Below are 15,041 nucleotides of genomic sequence, written 5' to 3'. Positions count from 1 at the left end.
CCCGGGCGCCCCTGCCGGAAGCGGGGCGATGCTTGGCGCAAACCGGCGGTCGGGTGGTTGTTCCACACAGATGCGGGAGGTGCGGCGCGCGGATCATCATCCGGTCAACCCGACAGCCCCCATGCCGCGGCAACGGCGCCGAGGCCTGCCGCGAGCAGTGTTTCAGTCTTCTCCTCGATCACCGGAACACCCTGCGCGGACAGCGCGGCGGCATATCCCGCGGCTTGGCCCGGTTCCGATATGATCGCGACCTGTTGGCCCAGCCAGTAGGGCCGCGCGGCCGCCAGTTCGGCACCGATCAGGTACCCCGCCATCGCCGCGCCGTCACCGCCGACCTGCGCGGCACGCAGATGCGCGGCAAGGCGTTCGGGCCGACTGAGGCAATCGGCAATCGCGCCCGTATCCGCCGGCCCGCCGGCATCAAGCGCGTTGATCAGACGTCTTGTCAGAAAACTCTGGCTGCTGACGGCCTCGTCGGCGCTGATGTGAATCCAGTGGGTCACCTCGTCCTCGACCACGCAGAGGACACCGTCCCAGTTCGGATGACCGCCAAGGAACCCGGCGATCCGCACCCGGACCCAGGCCCCGATCACGTCCGCCGGCGTTTCCTGCGTGAAGCCTGCCACCGTCCCGGCGCGGGCCGGCATCACCGCCGCCGGAAGCCTGTCCGGTGCGCCGTCACCGACACGGATGATGTTTTCCGCCCGCGTGCCCAGCCGGGTGACCGCCGCCGCCTCGTCCGGGGCGACAAGGCTGGTATCGACCCGGCCGCCGCGCATCGCCACCGCGCGCGTGCCGCCGGTGTCAGGCCCTATCGCGATCCAGTCCGTCACGCCGCGATCACCCCTTGCCAAGCTGCCGGAGCAGGCCGGACATGTCGTAGCCGGCGTTGCGGGTCAGCCGGAGAATTTCATCCGCGTCCCGCTCGTCGATCTCCGAAATGCTCCAGAGCATGGTGCAGCGCGTGCCGGAGCGGCAGTAGGCGAGGATCGGCTTGGGCATCTCGCGCATCGCCGCGGAAAACGCCTCGGCATCCTCCTGCCGGACGACGCCCGACACGATCGGCACGGACCGCGCGTCAAGCCCCGCGGCACGGGCCGCATCGGCAACGTCGTCGTAGGCGGCCTGCCCGGGCTCTTCCCCGTCGGGGCGATTGCAGAGTATCGACCGGAAACCGGCCCCGGCAATCGCGGCGACGTCGTCGGGCGTGATCTGCGGCGCAACCGAGAAATCGTCGGTTATCTTGTGCACTTCCATCCGGTTCTCCTTTGGCTGACATCGGCATATGGGCCGAATCGCCGTGGCTTTTCAATAGGTGCCCGCTGCAGGGCGTCGTTGACATTTCCCGGCCATCGACCAAACGTGGCGCCACAATCGCGAACGGGGGCATGATGAGCGGGGCATGGGAATTCTGGATCGACCGGGGCGGCACCTTCACCGACATCGTGGCGCTTGATCCCGAAGGACGCATCCACACGCACAAGCTGCTGTCCGAGAACCCCGAACGCTACCGGGATGCCGCCGTGCAGGGCATTCGCGAGATGACGGGCACGACCGGAGCTTTCGCCAATGGCGCGATCCGCGCGGTCAAGATGGGCACGACGGTGGCCACGAATGCGCTGCTGGAGCGCAAGGGCGAACGCGTGCTGCTGCTGATCACGAAGGGTTTTCGCGACCTGCTCAAGATCGGGTACCAGACGCGGCCCCGCCTGTTCGACCTGCATATCACGCGGCCCGACTTGCTGTACGAGGACGTCGCCGAACTGGACGAGCGGCTGGACGCGCAGGGCAATGTCGTGCGCCCCCTCGACGAGGACGCCGCGCGCGACGCGCTGCAGGCAGCGCACGAGGCCGGCATCCGCGCCGTGGCCATCGCCGGGCTGCACGCCTATCTCAACCCCGCCCACGAAGAGCGCGTGGCCGAGATGGCGGCGGAGATCGGGTTTGATCAGATCACGGCCAGCCATCAGGTGAACAGGCTGGCCAAGCTGGTCGGACGTGGCGACACGACGGTGGTGGATGCCTACCTGTCGCCGACCCTGCGCCGGTATGTCGACCAGGTGGCGGGCGCGCTCGACCTCGGGCGTGCCTGCGGCTGGCTGGGATTCATGCAGTCCAATGGTGGCCTGACCGACGCGCGGCTGTTCCAGGGCAAGGATGCCATCCTTTCCGGGCCGGCCGGCGGGATCGTCGGCATGGTCAAAACGGGCGAGGCAGCGGGGCACGACCGGCTCATCGGGTTCGACATGGGCGGCACGTCGACCGATGTCAGCCATTATGCCGGCGCCTACGAGCGCAGTTTCGAGACCGAGGTGGCCGGCGTCCGGATGCGCGCGCCGATGATGGACATCCACACCGTCGCGGCGGGCGGCGGCAGCATCTGCAAGTTCGAGGACGGCCGATTCCAGGTGGGGCCGGAAAGCGCGGGGGCCGATCCCGGCCCGGCCTGCTATCGCCGGGGCGGGCCGCTGACGGTCACCGATTGCAACGTGATGCTGGGCAAGCTCAACCCAGATCACTTCCCCGCGGTCTTCGGCCCTGACGGCGATGCGCCGCTGGACGCGGCCGTGGTGCGCGAGAAGTTCGGCCAGCTTGCCGACACCGTCGCCGCCGACACGGGCGAACCGCCCCGCGCCCCCGAGGAAATGGCCGAGGGTTTCCTGCGGATCGCCGTCGACAACATGGCCAACGCGATCAAGAAAATCAGCGTTCAGCGTGGCCATGACGTGACGCGTTACACCCTGCAGTGCTTTGGCGGCGCGGGCGGGCAGCATGCCTGTCTCGTGGCCGATGCGCTCGGCATGACGCGGGTTCTGATCCACCCCCATGCCGGCGTGCTGTCGGCCTACGGCATGGGCCTGGCCGAGGTGCGGGCGATGCGCGAGGTCCAGATGGACGCGCCGCTGGCGGATATCGGCAAGGCGCGGGACACGCTGGATGGTCTGTCCGCCGATGCCCGTGGCGAAGTCGCCGGACAGGGGATCGAGGATATCGTCCTGCAACCACGTGCGCATCTGCGCTACGACGGCTCTCACCAAGCGCTCGAGGTGCCGTTTGACGACATCGCCAAGATGCAGGCCGATTTCGAGGCGGCGCATCGCCAGCGGTTCGGGTTCCACAGCCCGGAGCGCGCGATCCTGTTCGACATGCTGAGCGTCGAGGCCGTCGGCCGGACGGGACAGGCGCCGAGGCCCGAGCGCCCCGGGGGCGATGGCCGGCCGCGGGCGCATATCCCGATGCACGTGGACGAGGCATGGCAGGACGTGCCGCTTCATGACCGCGACACGCTCGACCCGGCAGCAACGGTGAAGGGTCCGGCGGTGATCGTCGAGCCGACGGGCACGAACGTCGTGGAGCCCGGCTGGGCGGCCTCTGTCGATGCCATGGGGAACCTGCTGCTGGAACGTATCGCGGCCAAGCCACGCGACCACGCGGCAGGCACCGAGGCCGATCCTGTTCTGCTGGAAGTGTTCAACAACCTCTTCATGTCCGTGGCCGACCAGATGGGCGTGACGCTGGCCAACACGTCTTGGTCCGTCAACATCAAGGAAAGGCTGGATTTTTCCTGCGCAATTTTCGACGGCAACGGGGATCTTGTGGCCAATGCGCCGCATGTGCCGGTGCATCTCGGCTCGATGGCCGAGTCCATCAGGACGGTCATGCGGCGCAATCCCGACGTGCGCCCCGGCGACGCCTTCATGCTCAATTCGCCCTACCACGGGGGCACGCATCTGCCGGATGTCACGGTCGTCACGCCTGTCTTCATCGGGGACAGGCCGGTTTTCTGGCTGGGCGCCCGCGGCCACCACGCGGATATCGGAGGGCGCACGCCGGGCAGCGCGCCGCCCGACAGCCGTCGTATCGAGGACGAGGGCGTGCTGATCGACAACGTCAAGCTGGTCGATCAGGGCAACTTCTTGGAATCACGCGCGGAATCGGTGCTGTCTTCGGGCCGGTACCCATGCCGCGACATCGCGCAGAACCTTGCCGACCTCAAAGCGCAGGTCGCCGCGAACGAGACCGGGCGCCAAGAGCTTCTGAAAGTTGTCGAGACCTTCGGGCTGGACGTGGTGCAAGCCTACATGGAGCACGTTCAGGACAACGCGGAGGAAAGCGTGCGCCGCGTGATCGACCGGCTGACGGACGGGCGGTTCAGCTACCCGATGGATCACGGCGCGACCATCGAGGTCGCCATTACCGTGGATCGCCAGAACCGGAAGGCAAAGATAGATTTTTCAGGCACTTCCGCGCAGCATCCGGGCAATTACAACGCGCCCGAATCCATTTGCCGGGCGGTCGTGCTGTACGTGTTCCGCACCATGGTCGGGGCCGAGATACCCTTGAACGAGGGGTGTCTGAAACCGCTCGAGATCAAGGTTCCCAAAGGATCGATGCTGAACCCCGAATACCCCGCCGCCGTCATCTCGGGCAATACCGAGGTCAGCCAGGCCACGTGCAACGCGCTGTACGGGGCGCTGCACGTGATCGCCGGAAGCCAAGCGACGATGAACAATTTTGTCTGGGGTAACAATGATTTCCAGAACTACGAGACGATCGCCGGCGGCACCGGGGCGGGGCCCGGATTCGACGGGTGCGACGCGGTTCAAAGCCACATGACCAACACGCGGATGACCGATCCGGAAATCCTTGAAAAGCGGTTCCCCGTCCGGCTGGAGGAATTCGGCATCCGCCCCGGCTCGGGCGGGGCGGGCCGCTGGCACGGCGGCAACGGGGTGCGGCGGCGGCTGCGGTTCCTTGTGCCCGTTATGGTCACTACCCTTTCCAATCACCGTAAAATCCCGCCCTTCGGCGTGGATGGCGGTGCGCCGGGCGCCGTCGGGCGGAACTGGGCCGAGCTGCCGGACGGCACGATCCGCGACATGGACGGCAACGACGAGATCGACCTGCCAGCCGGCGCCGTCTTCGGCATGGAGACGCCCGGCGGCGGGGGCTGGGGGCGGTCCGGATAAGCGCGGGAATCGCGGGTCTGCAGGCCATCGGCATCGCGTCGGCATCGCGACGGTCGCGCCCGGCGCCAGAGCGATATCTGTTGAACGGCGCCCGAACGAGTCATATTTTCGTAAAGGCCGCTGCGACGCGGCGCGAAACCATGACGAAAGGGATTTGAGAAATGGAAGAGAAAGACGCCTACGAGAAGAAGCTGAAGGCACAGCTGGACGAATGGCAGGCCAATATCGACAAGATGAAGGCCGAGGCGCAGCAGGCGACGGCCGACGCGCAACTGAAGTACAAGGAGCAGATCGACGAATTGCGCAACCGTCGTGACGCGATGGAGTCCCAGCTCAAGGAGTTGCAGAACGCGCAGGCCGCCGCGTGGAACGACGTGAAAGCCGGCGTGGACAAGGCGTGGGACAACATGCAGAAGGCGATGCAGGACGCGTGGCGCCGTTTCGACTGACGACGTCGCGCACCAGCGGATGTACCGCGCGGGGCACCCCCCGCGCGGCACTAGGTCACTTGTCGCGGAACTGGGCCTGACGTTTCTCGGTGAAGGCTGACATGCCTTCCTTCTGGTCCTCGGTCGCGAACAGCGAATGGAAGACCCGCCGCTCGAAGAGCAAGCCCTCGCGCAGGGTCGTCTCGTAGGAGCGGTTGACCGATTCCTTGACGGCCATGGCCGACAGCATCGACTTCTCGGCGATCTTGTCGGCGGCTGTCCGGGCCTCCTCCAGCAGTTTCTTGGCCGGCACCACGCGCGAGACGAGGCCCGATCTTTCGGCCTCCTCCGCGTCCATGAACCGGCCCGTCAGGTTCATGTCCATCGCCTTGGATTTGCCGATGAACCGCGTGAGCCGCTGCGACCCGCCAAGGCCCGCCATGACGCCGAGGTTGATCTCGGGCTGGCCGAACTTGGCGGTCTCGGCCGCGATGATGAAATCGCACATCATGGCAAGTTCGCACCCGCCGCCGAGCGCATAGCCCGACACGGCGGCGATGATGGGCTTGCGAAACCCGGCGATCGCGTCGGCCTCGGGGCCGAAGAAGTCGGCGGCGAAAACGTCGGCGAAGTTCTTGTCGCTCATCATCTTGATGTCGGCGCCGGCGGCGAAAGCCTTTTCCGAGCCGGTCAGGATCACGCAGCGCACCTTTTCATTGGCCTGCGCATCCGACAACGCCTTGCCGAGTTCCTTCAGCAACTGGTCGTTCAGCGCGTTCAGCGCGTCGGGGCGGTTCAGTTTTATCAGGGCGACGTGGTCTTCTATTTCGACGATGATCGTCTCATAGGCCATGAAATCTGCTTTCGCTTGTTTCGATCAGGCTTGAGTCCTTACCACTGTGGCGGACTGGATCAACCTTATCTTTGGCATAGCCCACAGTAGAAACTGGAGCGCCCCGATTGCACGATACGCCGGATGCTGCCCGCACAGCCGGGCGTTCTGCATGGCTGCCCTTCCCGGCCGTAGACGTCGAAGGCGTGCTGGAAATAGCCCAGTTCCCCGTCGGCCTGCCGGTAATCGCGCAGGCTGGATCCGCCGGCGGCAATGGCGTCGCGCAGCACGTCGCGGATGGCCGGCACGAGCCGGCGAAGGCGCTGCGCGGATACCCGTCGCGCCCGGCGGACCGGATGGATGCGCGCGCGGTAAAGTGCCTCGCAAACGTAAATATTTCCGAGCCCGGCCACGAGCCCCTGATCCAGAAGCGCGGACTTGACCGGCATGTTGCGCGGCTTGAGCGCGCCCACGAGATAGGTTTCGTCGAACCCGTTGCCGAGCGGTTCGGGCCCCAGCCGGGCCAGCAGCGGGTGATCATCGGCGGCCCCCGTCGGGACGAGGTCCATCGCGCCGAACCGGCGCGGGTCATTGAAGGTGACGCGCGCGCCGTTGGCCATGTGCAGCACGACGTGATCATGCTTTTCGGCCGCCGGATGGTCATGCGTGAAACGGCCCAGCGGATCACCCGACACGAGGATGCGGCCCGACATGCCAAGGTGAACAAGCAGCGTTTCCCCCGAATCGAGGTCGGCGAGGATGTACTTGGACCGCCGGCGCAGCGCCAGCACCGTGACCCCCGTCAGCCGCGCGGCCATGTCCGCCGGCAGGGGCCAGCGCAGATCGGGGCGGTTCACGTCGGCACCGGCGATGGTTTGGCCCTCCATCACGGGGGCGAGACCGCGGCGGACTGTCTCGACTTCTGGCAGTTCGGGCATAACTTCACCTTCACGGGGCCGCGGCGCATTGTACCGCTCTTCGGCGGCCTATAGGAAGGGCGAGACAAAGGAACGGCAAGGCCCATGACCGAGAAAACCACGCATTTCGGATATCAGGAAATCCCCGAGGCCGAAAAGGCGGGCCGCGTACGCGGGGTGTTCGGCAGCGTCGCCTCGAAATACGACGTGATGAACGACGCCATGTCGATGGGCATCCATCGCGTCTGGAAAGACGCGATGATGGACTGGCTGGCGCCGCGGCCGGGCCAGCGCCTGCTGGACGTGGCGGGCGGCACAGGCGACATCGCCTTTCGCTTTCTCGACAGGGCGGGGCACGGTCACGCCACGGTGTTGGACCTGACCGAGCCGATGCTGGTCGAGGGGCGCAAGCGCGCCGAAGCCGAACACATGGCCGACAGCCTTTCGTGGGTGGTGGGCGACGCGATGGCCCTGCCCTTCGACGATGCGAGCTTTGATGTCTACACGATCAGCTTCGGCATCCGCAACGTCACCCGCCCGGCGGCCGCGCTGGCCGAGGCGTTCCGCGTGCTGCGGCCCGGCGGGCGGCTGATGGTGCTGGAGTTCAGCCAGATCCCCAACGACCTGATGCAGAAGGCCTATGACCTTTATTCCTTCAACATCATTCCGCGCATGGGGCAGGCGATTGCCGGCGACCGGGACAGTTACCAGTACCTTGTCGAATCGATCCGCCGCTTCCCCGATCAGGAAAGCTTCCTCGCCATGGTGCGCGAGGCCGGGTTCGGCAACGCCAGGTACCGCAACCTGTCGATGGGCATCGCCTGCCTGCATTCGGGCTGGAAACTCTGACAATGCGGGGGCCGCACAACCTTCTTCGCCTGATCCGCACGGGCGCGACGCTGGAACGCACGGGGGCGATGCAGCTCATCATGGACGCGTTCGAGGCGCCGCCACTGGTGCGGGGCACGATGCGGTTCCTGGCGTGGCCGTTCCAGTGGCTGGGCTATCGCGGGGACCCTGCGATGCCGGCGGCGGTACGGGCGCTCACGGCGCTCGGCCCAGCCTACATCAAGTTCGGCCAGATCCTGTCGACGCGTCCGGACCTCGTGGGCGAGGACCTGGCGACCGAGCTGCGCGTGCTGCAGGACAAGCTGCCGCCCTTCCCGGCGGAGGTGGCCAAGGACAGTGTCGCGCACGAGCTGGGCCGCGACGTGGACGAGGTTTTCGCGGATTTCAGCGCGCCCGTCGCCGCCGCCTCGATCGCGCAGGTGCACAAGGCGCGGCTGCGCGCGGGCGGGGACCCGGTGGCCGTCAAGGTGCTGCGCCCCGGGATCGAACGGGCCTTCCGGCGTGACATCGACGCCTTCTATTTCGCCGCGCGCATGGTGGAACTGCTTTCGCCGTCGTCGCGCCGGTTGCGGCCGACCGAGGTGATCGCGCATTTCGAGGGCGTGGTCATGGGGGAGCTGGACCTGCGGCTGGAAGCCGCCTCGGCCAGCGAGTTCGCGGCCAATACCGGCGACGACGACGGGTTCGACCTGCCGCAGGTGAAATGGCAATTTTCGAGCCGGCGTGTGATGACCCTTGGCTGGGCGGACGGGATCCCGCTGGGCGACAATGCCGCGCTGGACGCGGCAGGGCACGACCGGGTCGCATTGGGCGAGCGGGTGCTGCAACTGTTCCTGAGCCACGCGCTGCGCGACGGGTATTTCCACGCCGACATGCACCAGGGCAATCTGAAGGTGGCCGCCAACGGCGACATCATCGCCTTCGATTTCGGCATCATGGGCCATATCGACGAATATACACGGCGGGTCTATGCCGAGATCCTGTACGGTTTCATCAAGCGCGATTACCGCCGCGTGGCCGAGGTGCATTTCGAGGCCGGCTACGTGCCCGCCGACCGCGATGTCGACGAGTTCGCGCGCGCGCTGCGCGCGGTGGGCGAGCCGATCTTCGGCATGGACGCGTCGAGGATCTCGATGGGCAACCTGTTGAGCTATCTTTTCGAGGTGACCGAGAAATTCGGCATGGAGACCCGCACCGAGCTGATCCTGCTGCAGCGCACCATGGTGGTGGTCGAGGGGGTTGCGCGGTCGTTGTCGCCGCAGATCAACATCTGGCAGGTCGCCCGGCCGGTGGTGGAGGATTACATCCGCAAGAGTATCGGGCCGAAGGCGGCCCTTGGCGATCTGCAGAAGGCGGTGGCGGTGCTGTCGCGCTATGGCCCGCGCCTGCCGATGATCGTCGAGAACACGCTGATCCGGCAATCCGCGATGCCGCCGCCCCCGCCACGGCGATCGTGGCTGCCGCATGCCGCGTGGGCCGTCGCCGGCGGGGTGGCCGGCGCGGCGGCGACGATGGCGGTCGTGGTTCTGGCCGGGTGAGACGACGGCAGTCACCGTCGGTCAAAGTTTCATTGTTGTCCTGCCGCTTAGGCGATAAAGTGCCCGAAAACAGGGACGAGGGTGGAGTGTCGCACGTGATCCGAAGACTCAGCCGGCTGACGGCCGTTGCAATTCTGGTTGCGCCGTCCGGTGCCATGGCCGACAACCTGACAACGGCGCGCACGAACAACTACGGCACGCCCGGCAAGCTGGTGGACATGCCGACGGCGGAAATGGCGCCGGACGGTCAATTCTCGACCACGGTGACCCATTTCGAGGGGTTCACCAAATCGACGCTGACCTTCCAGATCCTGCCGTGGATGAGCGGCAGCTTCCGCTACTCGGCCACCGATGACCTGACGCCCAATTTCTCGACCTTCTACGACCGCAGTTTCGATTTGCGGTTCCGGCTTTTCAAGGAAGGCCCCTATCGCCCGGCGGTGGCGCTCGGCCTGCAGGATTTCATCGGCACCGGTGTACTGGGCGGCGAATACATCGTCGCCAGCAAATCCGTGGGCGACCGGCTGACCGTGACGGGCGGCCTTGGCTGGGGCCGGTTGGGCAGCTTCAACAGCCTTGGCAGCACCGGGACGCGTGACACTTTCCAGCCGGGCGATACCGGCGGCGACCTTCGCACGGAAAGCTGGTTCCGGGGCGACGTGGCGGCCTTTGCCGGGCTCAGCTACGACGTCACGGACAAGTTGACTTTCAGCGCCGAGTATTCGTCTGACGGCTACGATCAGGAAGAGGCGGCCGGCATCTTCGATCATGAGTCGCCCTGGAATTTCGGACTGGACTACAAGATCAATGAAAGTTTCGCACTGAGCGCGTTTTCGTTGCACGGCTCCGAATTCGGCGCGCGCCTGACCCTGAGCTTCAACCCCAAGGATGCGCCGGCGCCCGGCGGCCTCGAGGAGGCACCGCTGCCCGTGCGGGCACGCCCCGAAAGCGCGGCCGCCGATCTGGATTGGGCGCTGAACGACACACGCAAGGCACGTGTCGGCGAATCGGTCGAACGGACCCTCGCCAGTTCGGACCTCGAGGTCGAAGGCCTTCGGCTGGGGGCGCACACGGCGCATGTCAGGTTGCGCAACCCGAAATACGACGCCACGGCGCAGGCGCTCGGGCGCACGCTGCGCGGGCTCACCCGCACCCTGCCCGATTCCGTCGAGACGCTGCGCGTGACGCTCGTCTCGAACGGGATCCCCACCAGCACGGTCACGTTCGACCGGGGCGATCTGGAACGGCTGGAGAACCGCGCCGCGGCGGACGCGCTCGCCGCGGCGGAATTCGACGACGCGCTGACATTCGCGGATCTTCCCGCACCGTTGCCGGGTAAGTACCCGCGCGTGAGCTGGAGCGTGGGGCCCTATCTGCGCACCAGTTTCTTCGATCCGGACAATCCGCTGCGCGGCGAGGCCGGGCTGCGCTTCAAGGGCGAGTACATGGTGGCGCCCGGCCTGCTGGCGTCCGGGTCGGTTTCCGTCAAGGCTTTCGGGAACCTCGATGATTTAACCCGGACGAGCAATTCGAGCATCCCGCGCGTTCGCTCGGAAGTGGCCAATTACCTTGCCACCGAGGAGCCCGTGATCGACAACCTGACGCTGGCCAAGTACGCGCGGCTCGGGCGCAATGTCTACGGGCGTGTCACGGCCGGGTACCTGGAAACGATGTATGCCGGTGTCTCGGGCGAGGTCCTGTGGAAACCTGTGGACAGCCGTTTCGCGCTCGGGGTCGAGGCGAATTATGTCGAGCCACGCGATTTCGACCAACTGTTCGGCCTTCGCTCCCGCGACACGCCGGGCGGGACGATCCCGCAGTTCAACGGCCATGTCTCGGCCTATTACGATCTGGGCCGCGGATTCCATACGCAGCTTGACGCGGGGCGATACCTCGCGGGGGACTGGGGCGCGACGCTCAGCCTCGACCGGGAATTCGCCAACGGCTGGGAGGTCGGTGCCTTCGTGACACGCACGGACGTGTCGTCGGAGGATTTCGGCGAAGGCTCCTTTGACAAGGGGATCCGGTTGACGATCCCGCTGTCGTGGTTCCTTGGCAAGCCGACCAAGGACAGCCTGACGACCTCGATCCGGCCGCTGACCCGCGATGGCGGGCAACGCGTCTTCGTCAAGGACAGGCTCTATGACGTGGTGCGCGGGCAGCACCAGCCGGAAATTGCCAAGAGCTGGGGAAAATTCTGGAGATGACCTTGAGAAACATGGCAAAAATCGCCCTCGTGTCTCTTGGCATGGCTGTGGCGGGATGCACGAACAACCCGTCGGATCAGGTTGTGCTGACGGCCGTAAAGGACATTGCCGACGGCAGGAACCCGCCGGCGCAGCCCAGCGAGGCGGAATTGCAGCAGCAACTGCGCCAAGCAATGGCAAGCACGGATGGCCCGCTTGGCCTTGTACGGTTCGAGAAGCCGGGCACCGTCGCGATCATCCGGGTGGTCGAGACGAACGGCCCCTACCGGACATGGGGCAGCTGGGGGCTGAGCGAGCGGCGAAGCCTGACCACGCGGAACGGTTTCGTGACGGCGACACGCGGATTGGGGCAGGATCTGATGTCATCCGATATCGCGGGGTCCTTGGCGCTTGTTTCGGCGCGGCGCGCGGGGCAGGCCACGCGCACGCAACGCTACCTGGACGGGAATAACCAGACTTACGCGGTCACGGCGACCTGCACCATCACGAATCGCGGCGCTGCCGGGGGCAACCTGACGCTGATGCGGGAACGCTGCGTTGCCGACGACCAAGAATTCACCAATGCCTACAAGGTGACCGACAGCGGCGTCATCACCGAATCGAGCCAGTGGCTCGGCGGCTATTTCGGCAAGACCGTGCTGCAACGGCTTCGCTAGCACCGGGGCCCGTCGGGCCGTGGTGACCATGGGCGGCGGCCTGGTCGCGGACGGAAAGGGCCGGGGAGCGCGCCACCCCACAAAAAAATGACCCGGCAAAGCCGGGTCATATCATGTTCATGCGATCTTCAGGTGCGCGCACCCGGAACCTTTAGCGTGGATTCAGTTGCCCACGTTGGTCGTCGTGGTGCTGGCGCCGGCGGAATCCGAATCGGACGCGGCCGCGATCGCCCCGACCGCGATCACACCGCCGGCAACGGCCGCAGCGGTGCCAGCGGCACCGAGGCTTGCGGACGAGCCGACGGGCTCGGCGACGACGAACGGATCTTCTTCTTCTTCGACGGGCTCAACGGTACCTGCCCACAGAGGTGCGGCAGTAACCGATGTCATCGCAGCAAGGGCCGCGATCGATGCATACTTTTTCATAGTCTTCTCCAAACCGGTTCAATATCACGGTAATCCTAGAGGATCGGACGAAATATTGCACAATTCCCCGACCAAAAAAACCCGTAATTTCCCGGTGGCCCGGTGTCGCGGGAAACCGCGCAAAAATACCACAACGCGCGATGTCCCTGCCCGCTGTCGGCGGGTGCGCGCTGTCAGACACCCGGTGTTTCAGGAGGCATGACGGCACGAATATCACCTGCCGGGACCGTCTGGCCTGTGGTCATGACGACCATCGGCTGACCCGCCTCCTGCCGCGCCTCTGCGATCGTGCCGTGGACTTCGACCGGGGTCACCGACACCACCTCTTCGCCCACCATCGATTCCGTCTCGAGGTGGTACTCACCCGGCGGCAGCGGGTACCCGTCCGCATCCAGACCGGCCCATGACACGCGTGTGAGCGCCGGGTCCATCGGCGCGCGTTGCACCACCGCCCCCGCCGCATCGCGGACGACGAGGCTGGCCGCCTCCGCCTCGGCAGCGGGGGACACCGACAGCGTCACCGGCGCGCCATCGAAGCGCACGGGCATTTCAGCGGCCGCGTCCATCCCGATCCAACCTGCGAGCTGGCCCATGCTCTGCGCGGTTACCTGCTCGCCCAGGGACGTAAGAAGCTCGTTGGTCTGGACCTGTTGCTCCACGCTGGAAAACGTGGCCAGTTGCGCGGCGAAATCCGAGGATTTCACGGGATTGAGCGGGTCCTGGTTTTTCATCTGCACGGTCAGCATGTTCAGGAAGGTCTCGAAATCCGACGTCAGGCCCGCCGGCCCGTCGGTACCGTCTTTCGACGGCGTGGCATTCGTCAAAGCGGGGTTCTGCGTCGCTGTCGCAAGTTCCATGAGTCGCCTTTCTAGAGTCTGATATCTACGCGGTCGTCGTTGGCCAAGACGGCGGGGCGGCCCGTGTCAGGCCCGGTGGCGTCCGGCCCGGGCCCGGCGACGGAAGTTTTGCCGGGCGGATCATCCTGGGTGCCGGCAAACCCGTCGCCGCCAAAGGTGAACGACGCCTGCTCATAACCGAGGTCGCTGAATTCGGCAGCAAGCGAGCCGACATGGCGCTTGAGCAGTTCCAGCGTTTCCGGACGATCCGCCGCGATGTTCACCGAGACCGAGGATTCGCCCCCGGACAGGGCGATTTTCACACGCCCGAGTTCCCGTGGATCGAGCAGGATGTCGATCTGGCGATCAGCCTTCTGCGCATGTTTGTGACCATGCAGAAGTTCCGAAATCTGCACGGCCATCTGCCGCGGCAGGTCGCGCGCGGATGTCGCGGGCTCGGCCCCGGCTCGTGCCGTGCCCACCGGGTCGGCCTGTAACCGCCCGGCATCGGCAAGTGCGCTCTCGCCTCCGACACGGCGATCGATTCCCTCGCCCGGCCGGGCGAAGCTGCCGTCAGGCGCGGCGAGATGGGATGCTCCGGTTGGCGTCGCAATAACCGCGGCGGCCGGTGTCGGGGCGGTGGGGGCCGAGGCCGGAGCGCGGAACATCCGGTCCGGCTGCGACGGGCCGTCGGGTACCGCGGCCCCGCGCGGGGGCGTTTCCACGGCCCCATCGGCACGTCCCGGCGAAATGGCGCTGCCCGCGACCTGCCCGGGCATCATTGCGTCACGCGGTGACCCCCTTGTGATGTCCGGCGGCTGCCCGGTCTGGCGCGACACCGGCCACGTCACGTCGCGGTTCGTGTTCAGCGCGCCCCGGTCCCTTGGCATGTCCGGCATGGCCGCATCGCGCACGGCAAGCTGGGAGACGGCCGCGTCATGTGTCCCGGCAGCAGGCGGCGCGGCCGCTCCCGCCGCGTGACCGTCGGCCCGCGCCTGCCCGTGCGCGGTGACACCCCGCATCACGCCCATGTCTGGACGCTGCCCGGGCTGCAACGCCGCTGAGCCGACACCATCGGGCAACCTCGCGCTCCCGCCTGTTTCTCGGCTGTTGCCCGGCATCGGGTCGGGCGTGGCCGCTGCGACAGGTCTCATCATGCCATGGCCCGTGGCGCCCGACATCATCCCGGGTGTCGGCACGGCCCCCGGACGCGGCTGCCCGGTGATCGCCACCGCATTCCGGCCATCCGCGGGTGCAACCCCGGGAACCGTGCCAGACTTGGCGCGCCGGGCCGCCTGGGGCGCCACGCCGCGCGGCGTGGCGGGAGCAGGCGCCGACAGGTCAGAGGCGGCCGGCGTGCGCATCACCGGAAGGGCGCCGGC

Annotated in this window: 13 protein-coding genes; 6 read left to right on the top strand and 7 right to left on the bottom strand. The window is 66.7% G+C overall.

Annotated features, from left to right (window positions below):
- Window positions 1-104: 104 nt before the first annotated feature.
- Window positions 105-833, bottom strand: a complete 729-nt coding sequence (locus ACH107_RS01665; protein ID WP_412504365.1) for a 2-dehydro-3-deoxygalactonokinase — start codon at window positions 831-833, stop codon at window positions 105-107.
- Between the two features lie 7 nt (window positions 834-840).
- The gene (locus tag ACH107_RS01660; RefSeq protein ID WP_412504364.1) at window positions 841-1,257 is read right to left on the bottom strand and encodes a TIGR01244 family sulfur transferase; all 417 of its coding nucleotides are present in this window, start codon (window positions 1,255-1,257) and stop codon (window positions 841-843) included.
- Window positions 1,258-1,391: 134 nt separating this feature from the next.
- Here ACH107_RS01660 and ACH107_RS01655 point away from each other — a divergent pair, with 134 nt between their 5' ends.
- Complete coding sequence (locus ACH107_RS01655; RefSeq protein WP_412504363.1) at window positions 1,392-4,970, top strand: hydantoinase B/oxoprolinase family protein; 3,579 nt, start codon at window positions 1,392-1,394, stop codon at window positions 4,968-4,970.
- A gap of 161 nt (window positions 4,971-5,131) precedes the next feature.
- A complete protein-coding gene (locus ACH107_RS01650; protein WP_412504362.1) occupies window positions 5,132-5,419 on the top strand; it encodes a hypothetical protein in 288 nt (95 codons plus the stop codon).
- A gap of 55 nt (window positions 5,420-5,474) precedes the next feature.
- Here ACH107_RS01650 and ACH107_RS01645 read toward each other — a convergent pair whose 3' ends face one another.
- Window positions 5,475-6,251 carry an enoyl-CoA hydratase gene (locus tag ACH107_RS01645; protein ID WP_412504361.1) on the bottom strand — a complete coding sequence of 259 codons (777 nt, stop codon included), beginning with the start codon at window positions 6,249-6,251 and terminating at the stop codon, window positions 5,475-5,477.
- Between the two features lie 65 nt (window positions 6,252-6,316).
- Window positions 6,317-7,168: a bifunctional DNA-formamidopyrimidine glycosylase/DNA-(apurinic or apyrimidinic site) lyase gene (gene mutM, locus ACH107_RS01640; protein ID WP_412504360.1), complete on the bottom strand. Its 852-nt coding sequence runs from the start codon at window positions 7,166-7,168 to the stop codon at window positions 6,317-6,319.
- Window positions 7,169-7,252: 84 nt separating this feature from the next.
- Between mutM and ubiE the strand changes: the two genes are divergently transcribed.
- The 4 genes from ubiE to ACH107_RS01620 all read left to right on the top strand — a co-directional run bounded on the left by ubiE (window position 7,253) and on the right by ACH107_RS01620 (window position 12,397).
- The gene (gene ubiE / locus ACH107_RS01635; protein ID WP_412504359.1) at window positions 7,253-7,996 is read left to right on the top strand and encodes a bifunctional demethylmenaquinone methyltransferase/2-methoxy-6-polyprenyl-1,4-benzoquinol methylase UbiE; all 744 of its coding nucleotides are present in this window, start codon (window positions 7,253-7,255) and stop codon (window positions 7,994-7,996) included.
- 2 nt (window positions 7,997-7,998) lie between these two features.
- Entirely contained in the window at window positions 7,999-9,534 is a 1,536-nt protein-coding gene (gene ubiB / locus ACH107_RS01630) for a 2-polyprenylphenol 6-hydroxylase (protein ID WP_412504358.1), read from the top strand.
- A 95-nt stretch (window positions 9,535-9,629) separates the two neighbouring features.
- Window positions 9,630-11,741, top strand: a complete 2,112-nt coding sequence (locus tag ACH107_RS01625; RefSeq protein ID WP_412504357.1) for a YjbH domain-containing protein — start codon at window positions 9,630-9,632, stop codon at window positions 11,739-11,741.
- 11 nt (window positions 11,742-11,752) lie between these two features.
- Window positions 11,753-12,397: a YjbF family lipoprotein gene (locus ACH107_RS01620; RefSeq protein ID WP_412504356.1), complete on the top strand. Its 645-nt coding sequence runs from the start codon at window positions 11,753-11,755 to the stop codon at window positions 12,395-12,397.
- 162 nt (window positions 12,398-12,559) lie between these two features.
- Here the strand turns inward: ACH107_RS01620 and ACH107_RS01615 are convergent, their stop codons facing one another.
- The 3 genes from ACH107_RS01615 to ACH107_RS01605 form a co-directional block, all read right to left on the bottom strand.
- Complete coding sequence (locus tag ACH107_RS01615) at window positions 12,560-12,823, bottom strand: hypothetical protein (protein ID WP_412504355.1); 264 nt, start codon at window positions 12,821-12,823, stop codon at window positions 12,560-12,562.
- Window positions 12,824-12,996: 173 nt separating this feature from the next.
- Window positions 12,997-13,680 carry a flagellar hook capping FlgD N-terminal domain-containing protein gene (locus ACH107_RS01610; protein ID WP_412504354.1) on the bottom strand — a complete coding sequence of 228 codons (684 nt, stop codon included), beginning with the start codon at window positions 13,678-13,680 and terminating at the stop codon, window positions 12,997-12,999.
- A gap of 11 nt (window positions 13,681-13,691) precedes the next feature.
- Window positions 13,692-15,041 (bottom strand): flagellar hook-length control protein FliK (locus ACH107_RS01605; protein ID WP_412504353.1); only part of this gene is annotated, 1,350 nt, incomplete at its 5' end.

This window comes from Roseovarius halophilus (ex Wu et al. 2025), from assembly GCF_047086965.1.
This window is presented reverse-complemented; position numbering and strand designations above follow the sequence as displayed.

Excerpts from the sequence above, each read along its gene's own strand:
- ACH107_RS01645 (WP_412504361.1), bottom strand. The coding sequence starts at position 6,251 with ATGGCCTATGAGACGATCATCGTCGAAATAGAAGACCACGTCGCCCTG.
- ACH107_RS01620 (WP_412504356.1), top strand. The coding sequence starts at position 11,753 with ATGGCAAAAATCGCCCTCGTGTCTCTTGGCATGGCTGTGGCGGGATGC.
- ACH107_RS01655 (WP_412504363.1), top strand. The coding sequence starts at position 1,392 with ATGAGCGGGGCATGGGAATTCTGGATCGACCGGGGCGGCACCTTCACC.
- ubiB (WP_412504358.1), top strand. The coding sequence starts at position 7,999 with ATGCGGGGGCCGCACAACCTTCTTCGCCTGATCCGCACGGGCGCGACG.
- ACH107_RS01650 (WP_412504362.1), top strand. The coding sequence starts at position 5,132 with ATGGAAGAGAAAGACGCCTACGAGAAGAAGCTGAAGGCACAGCTGGAC.
- ACH107_RS01615 (WP_412504355.1), bottom strand. The coding sequence starts at position 12,823 with ATGAAAAAGTATGCATCGATCGCGGCCCTTGCTGCGATGACATCGGTT.
- ACH107_RS01660 (WP_412504364.1), bottom strand. The coding sequence starts at position 1,257 with ATGGAAGTGCACAAGATAACCGACGATTTCTCGGTTGCGCCGCAGATC.
- mutM (WP_412504360.1), bottom strand. The coding sequence starts at position 7,168 with ATGCCCGAACTGCCAGAAGTCGAGACAGTCCGCCGCGGTCTCGCCCCC.
- ACH107_RS01610 (WP_412504354.1), bottom strand. The coding sequence starts at position 13,680 with ATGGAACTTGCGACAGCGACGCAGAACCCCGCTTTGACGAATGCCACG.
- ubiE (WP_412504359.1), top strand. The coding sequence starts at position 7,253 with ATGACCGAGAAAACCACGCATTTCGGATATCAGGAAATCCCCGAGGCC.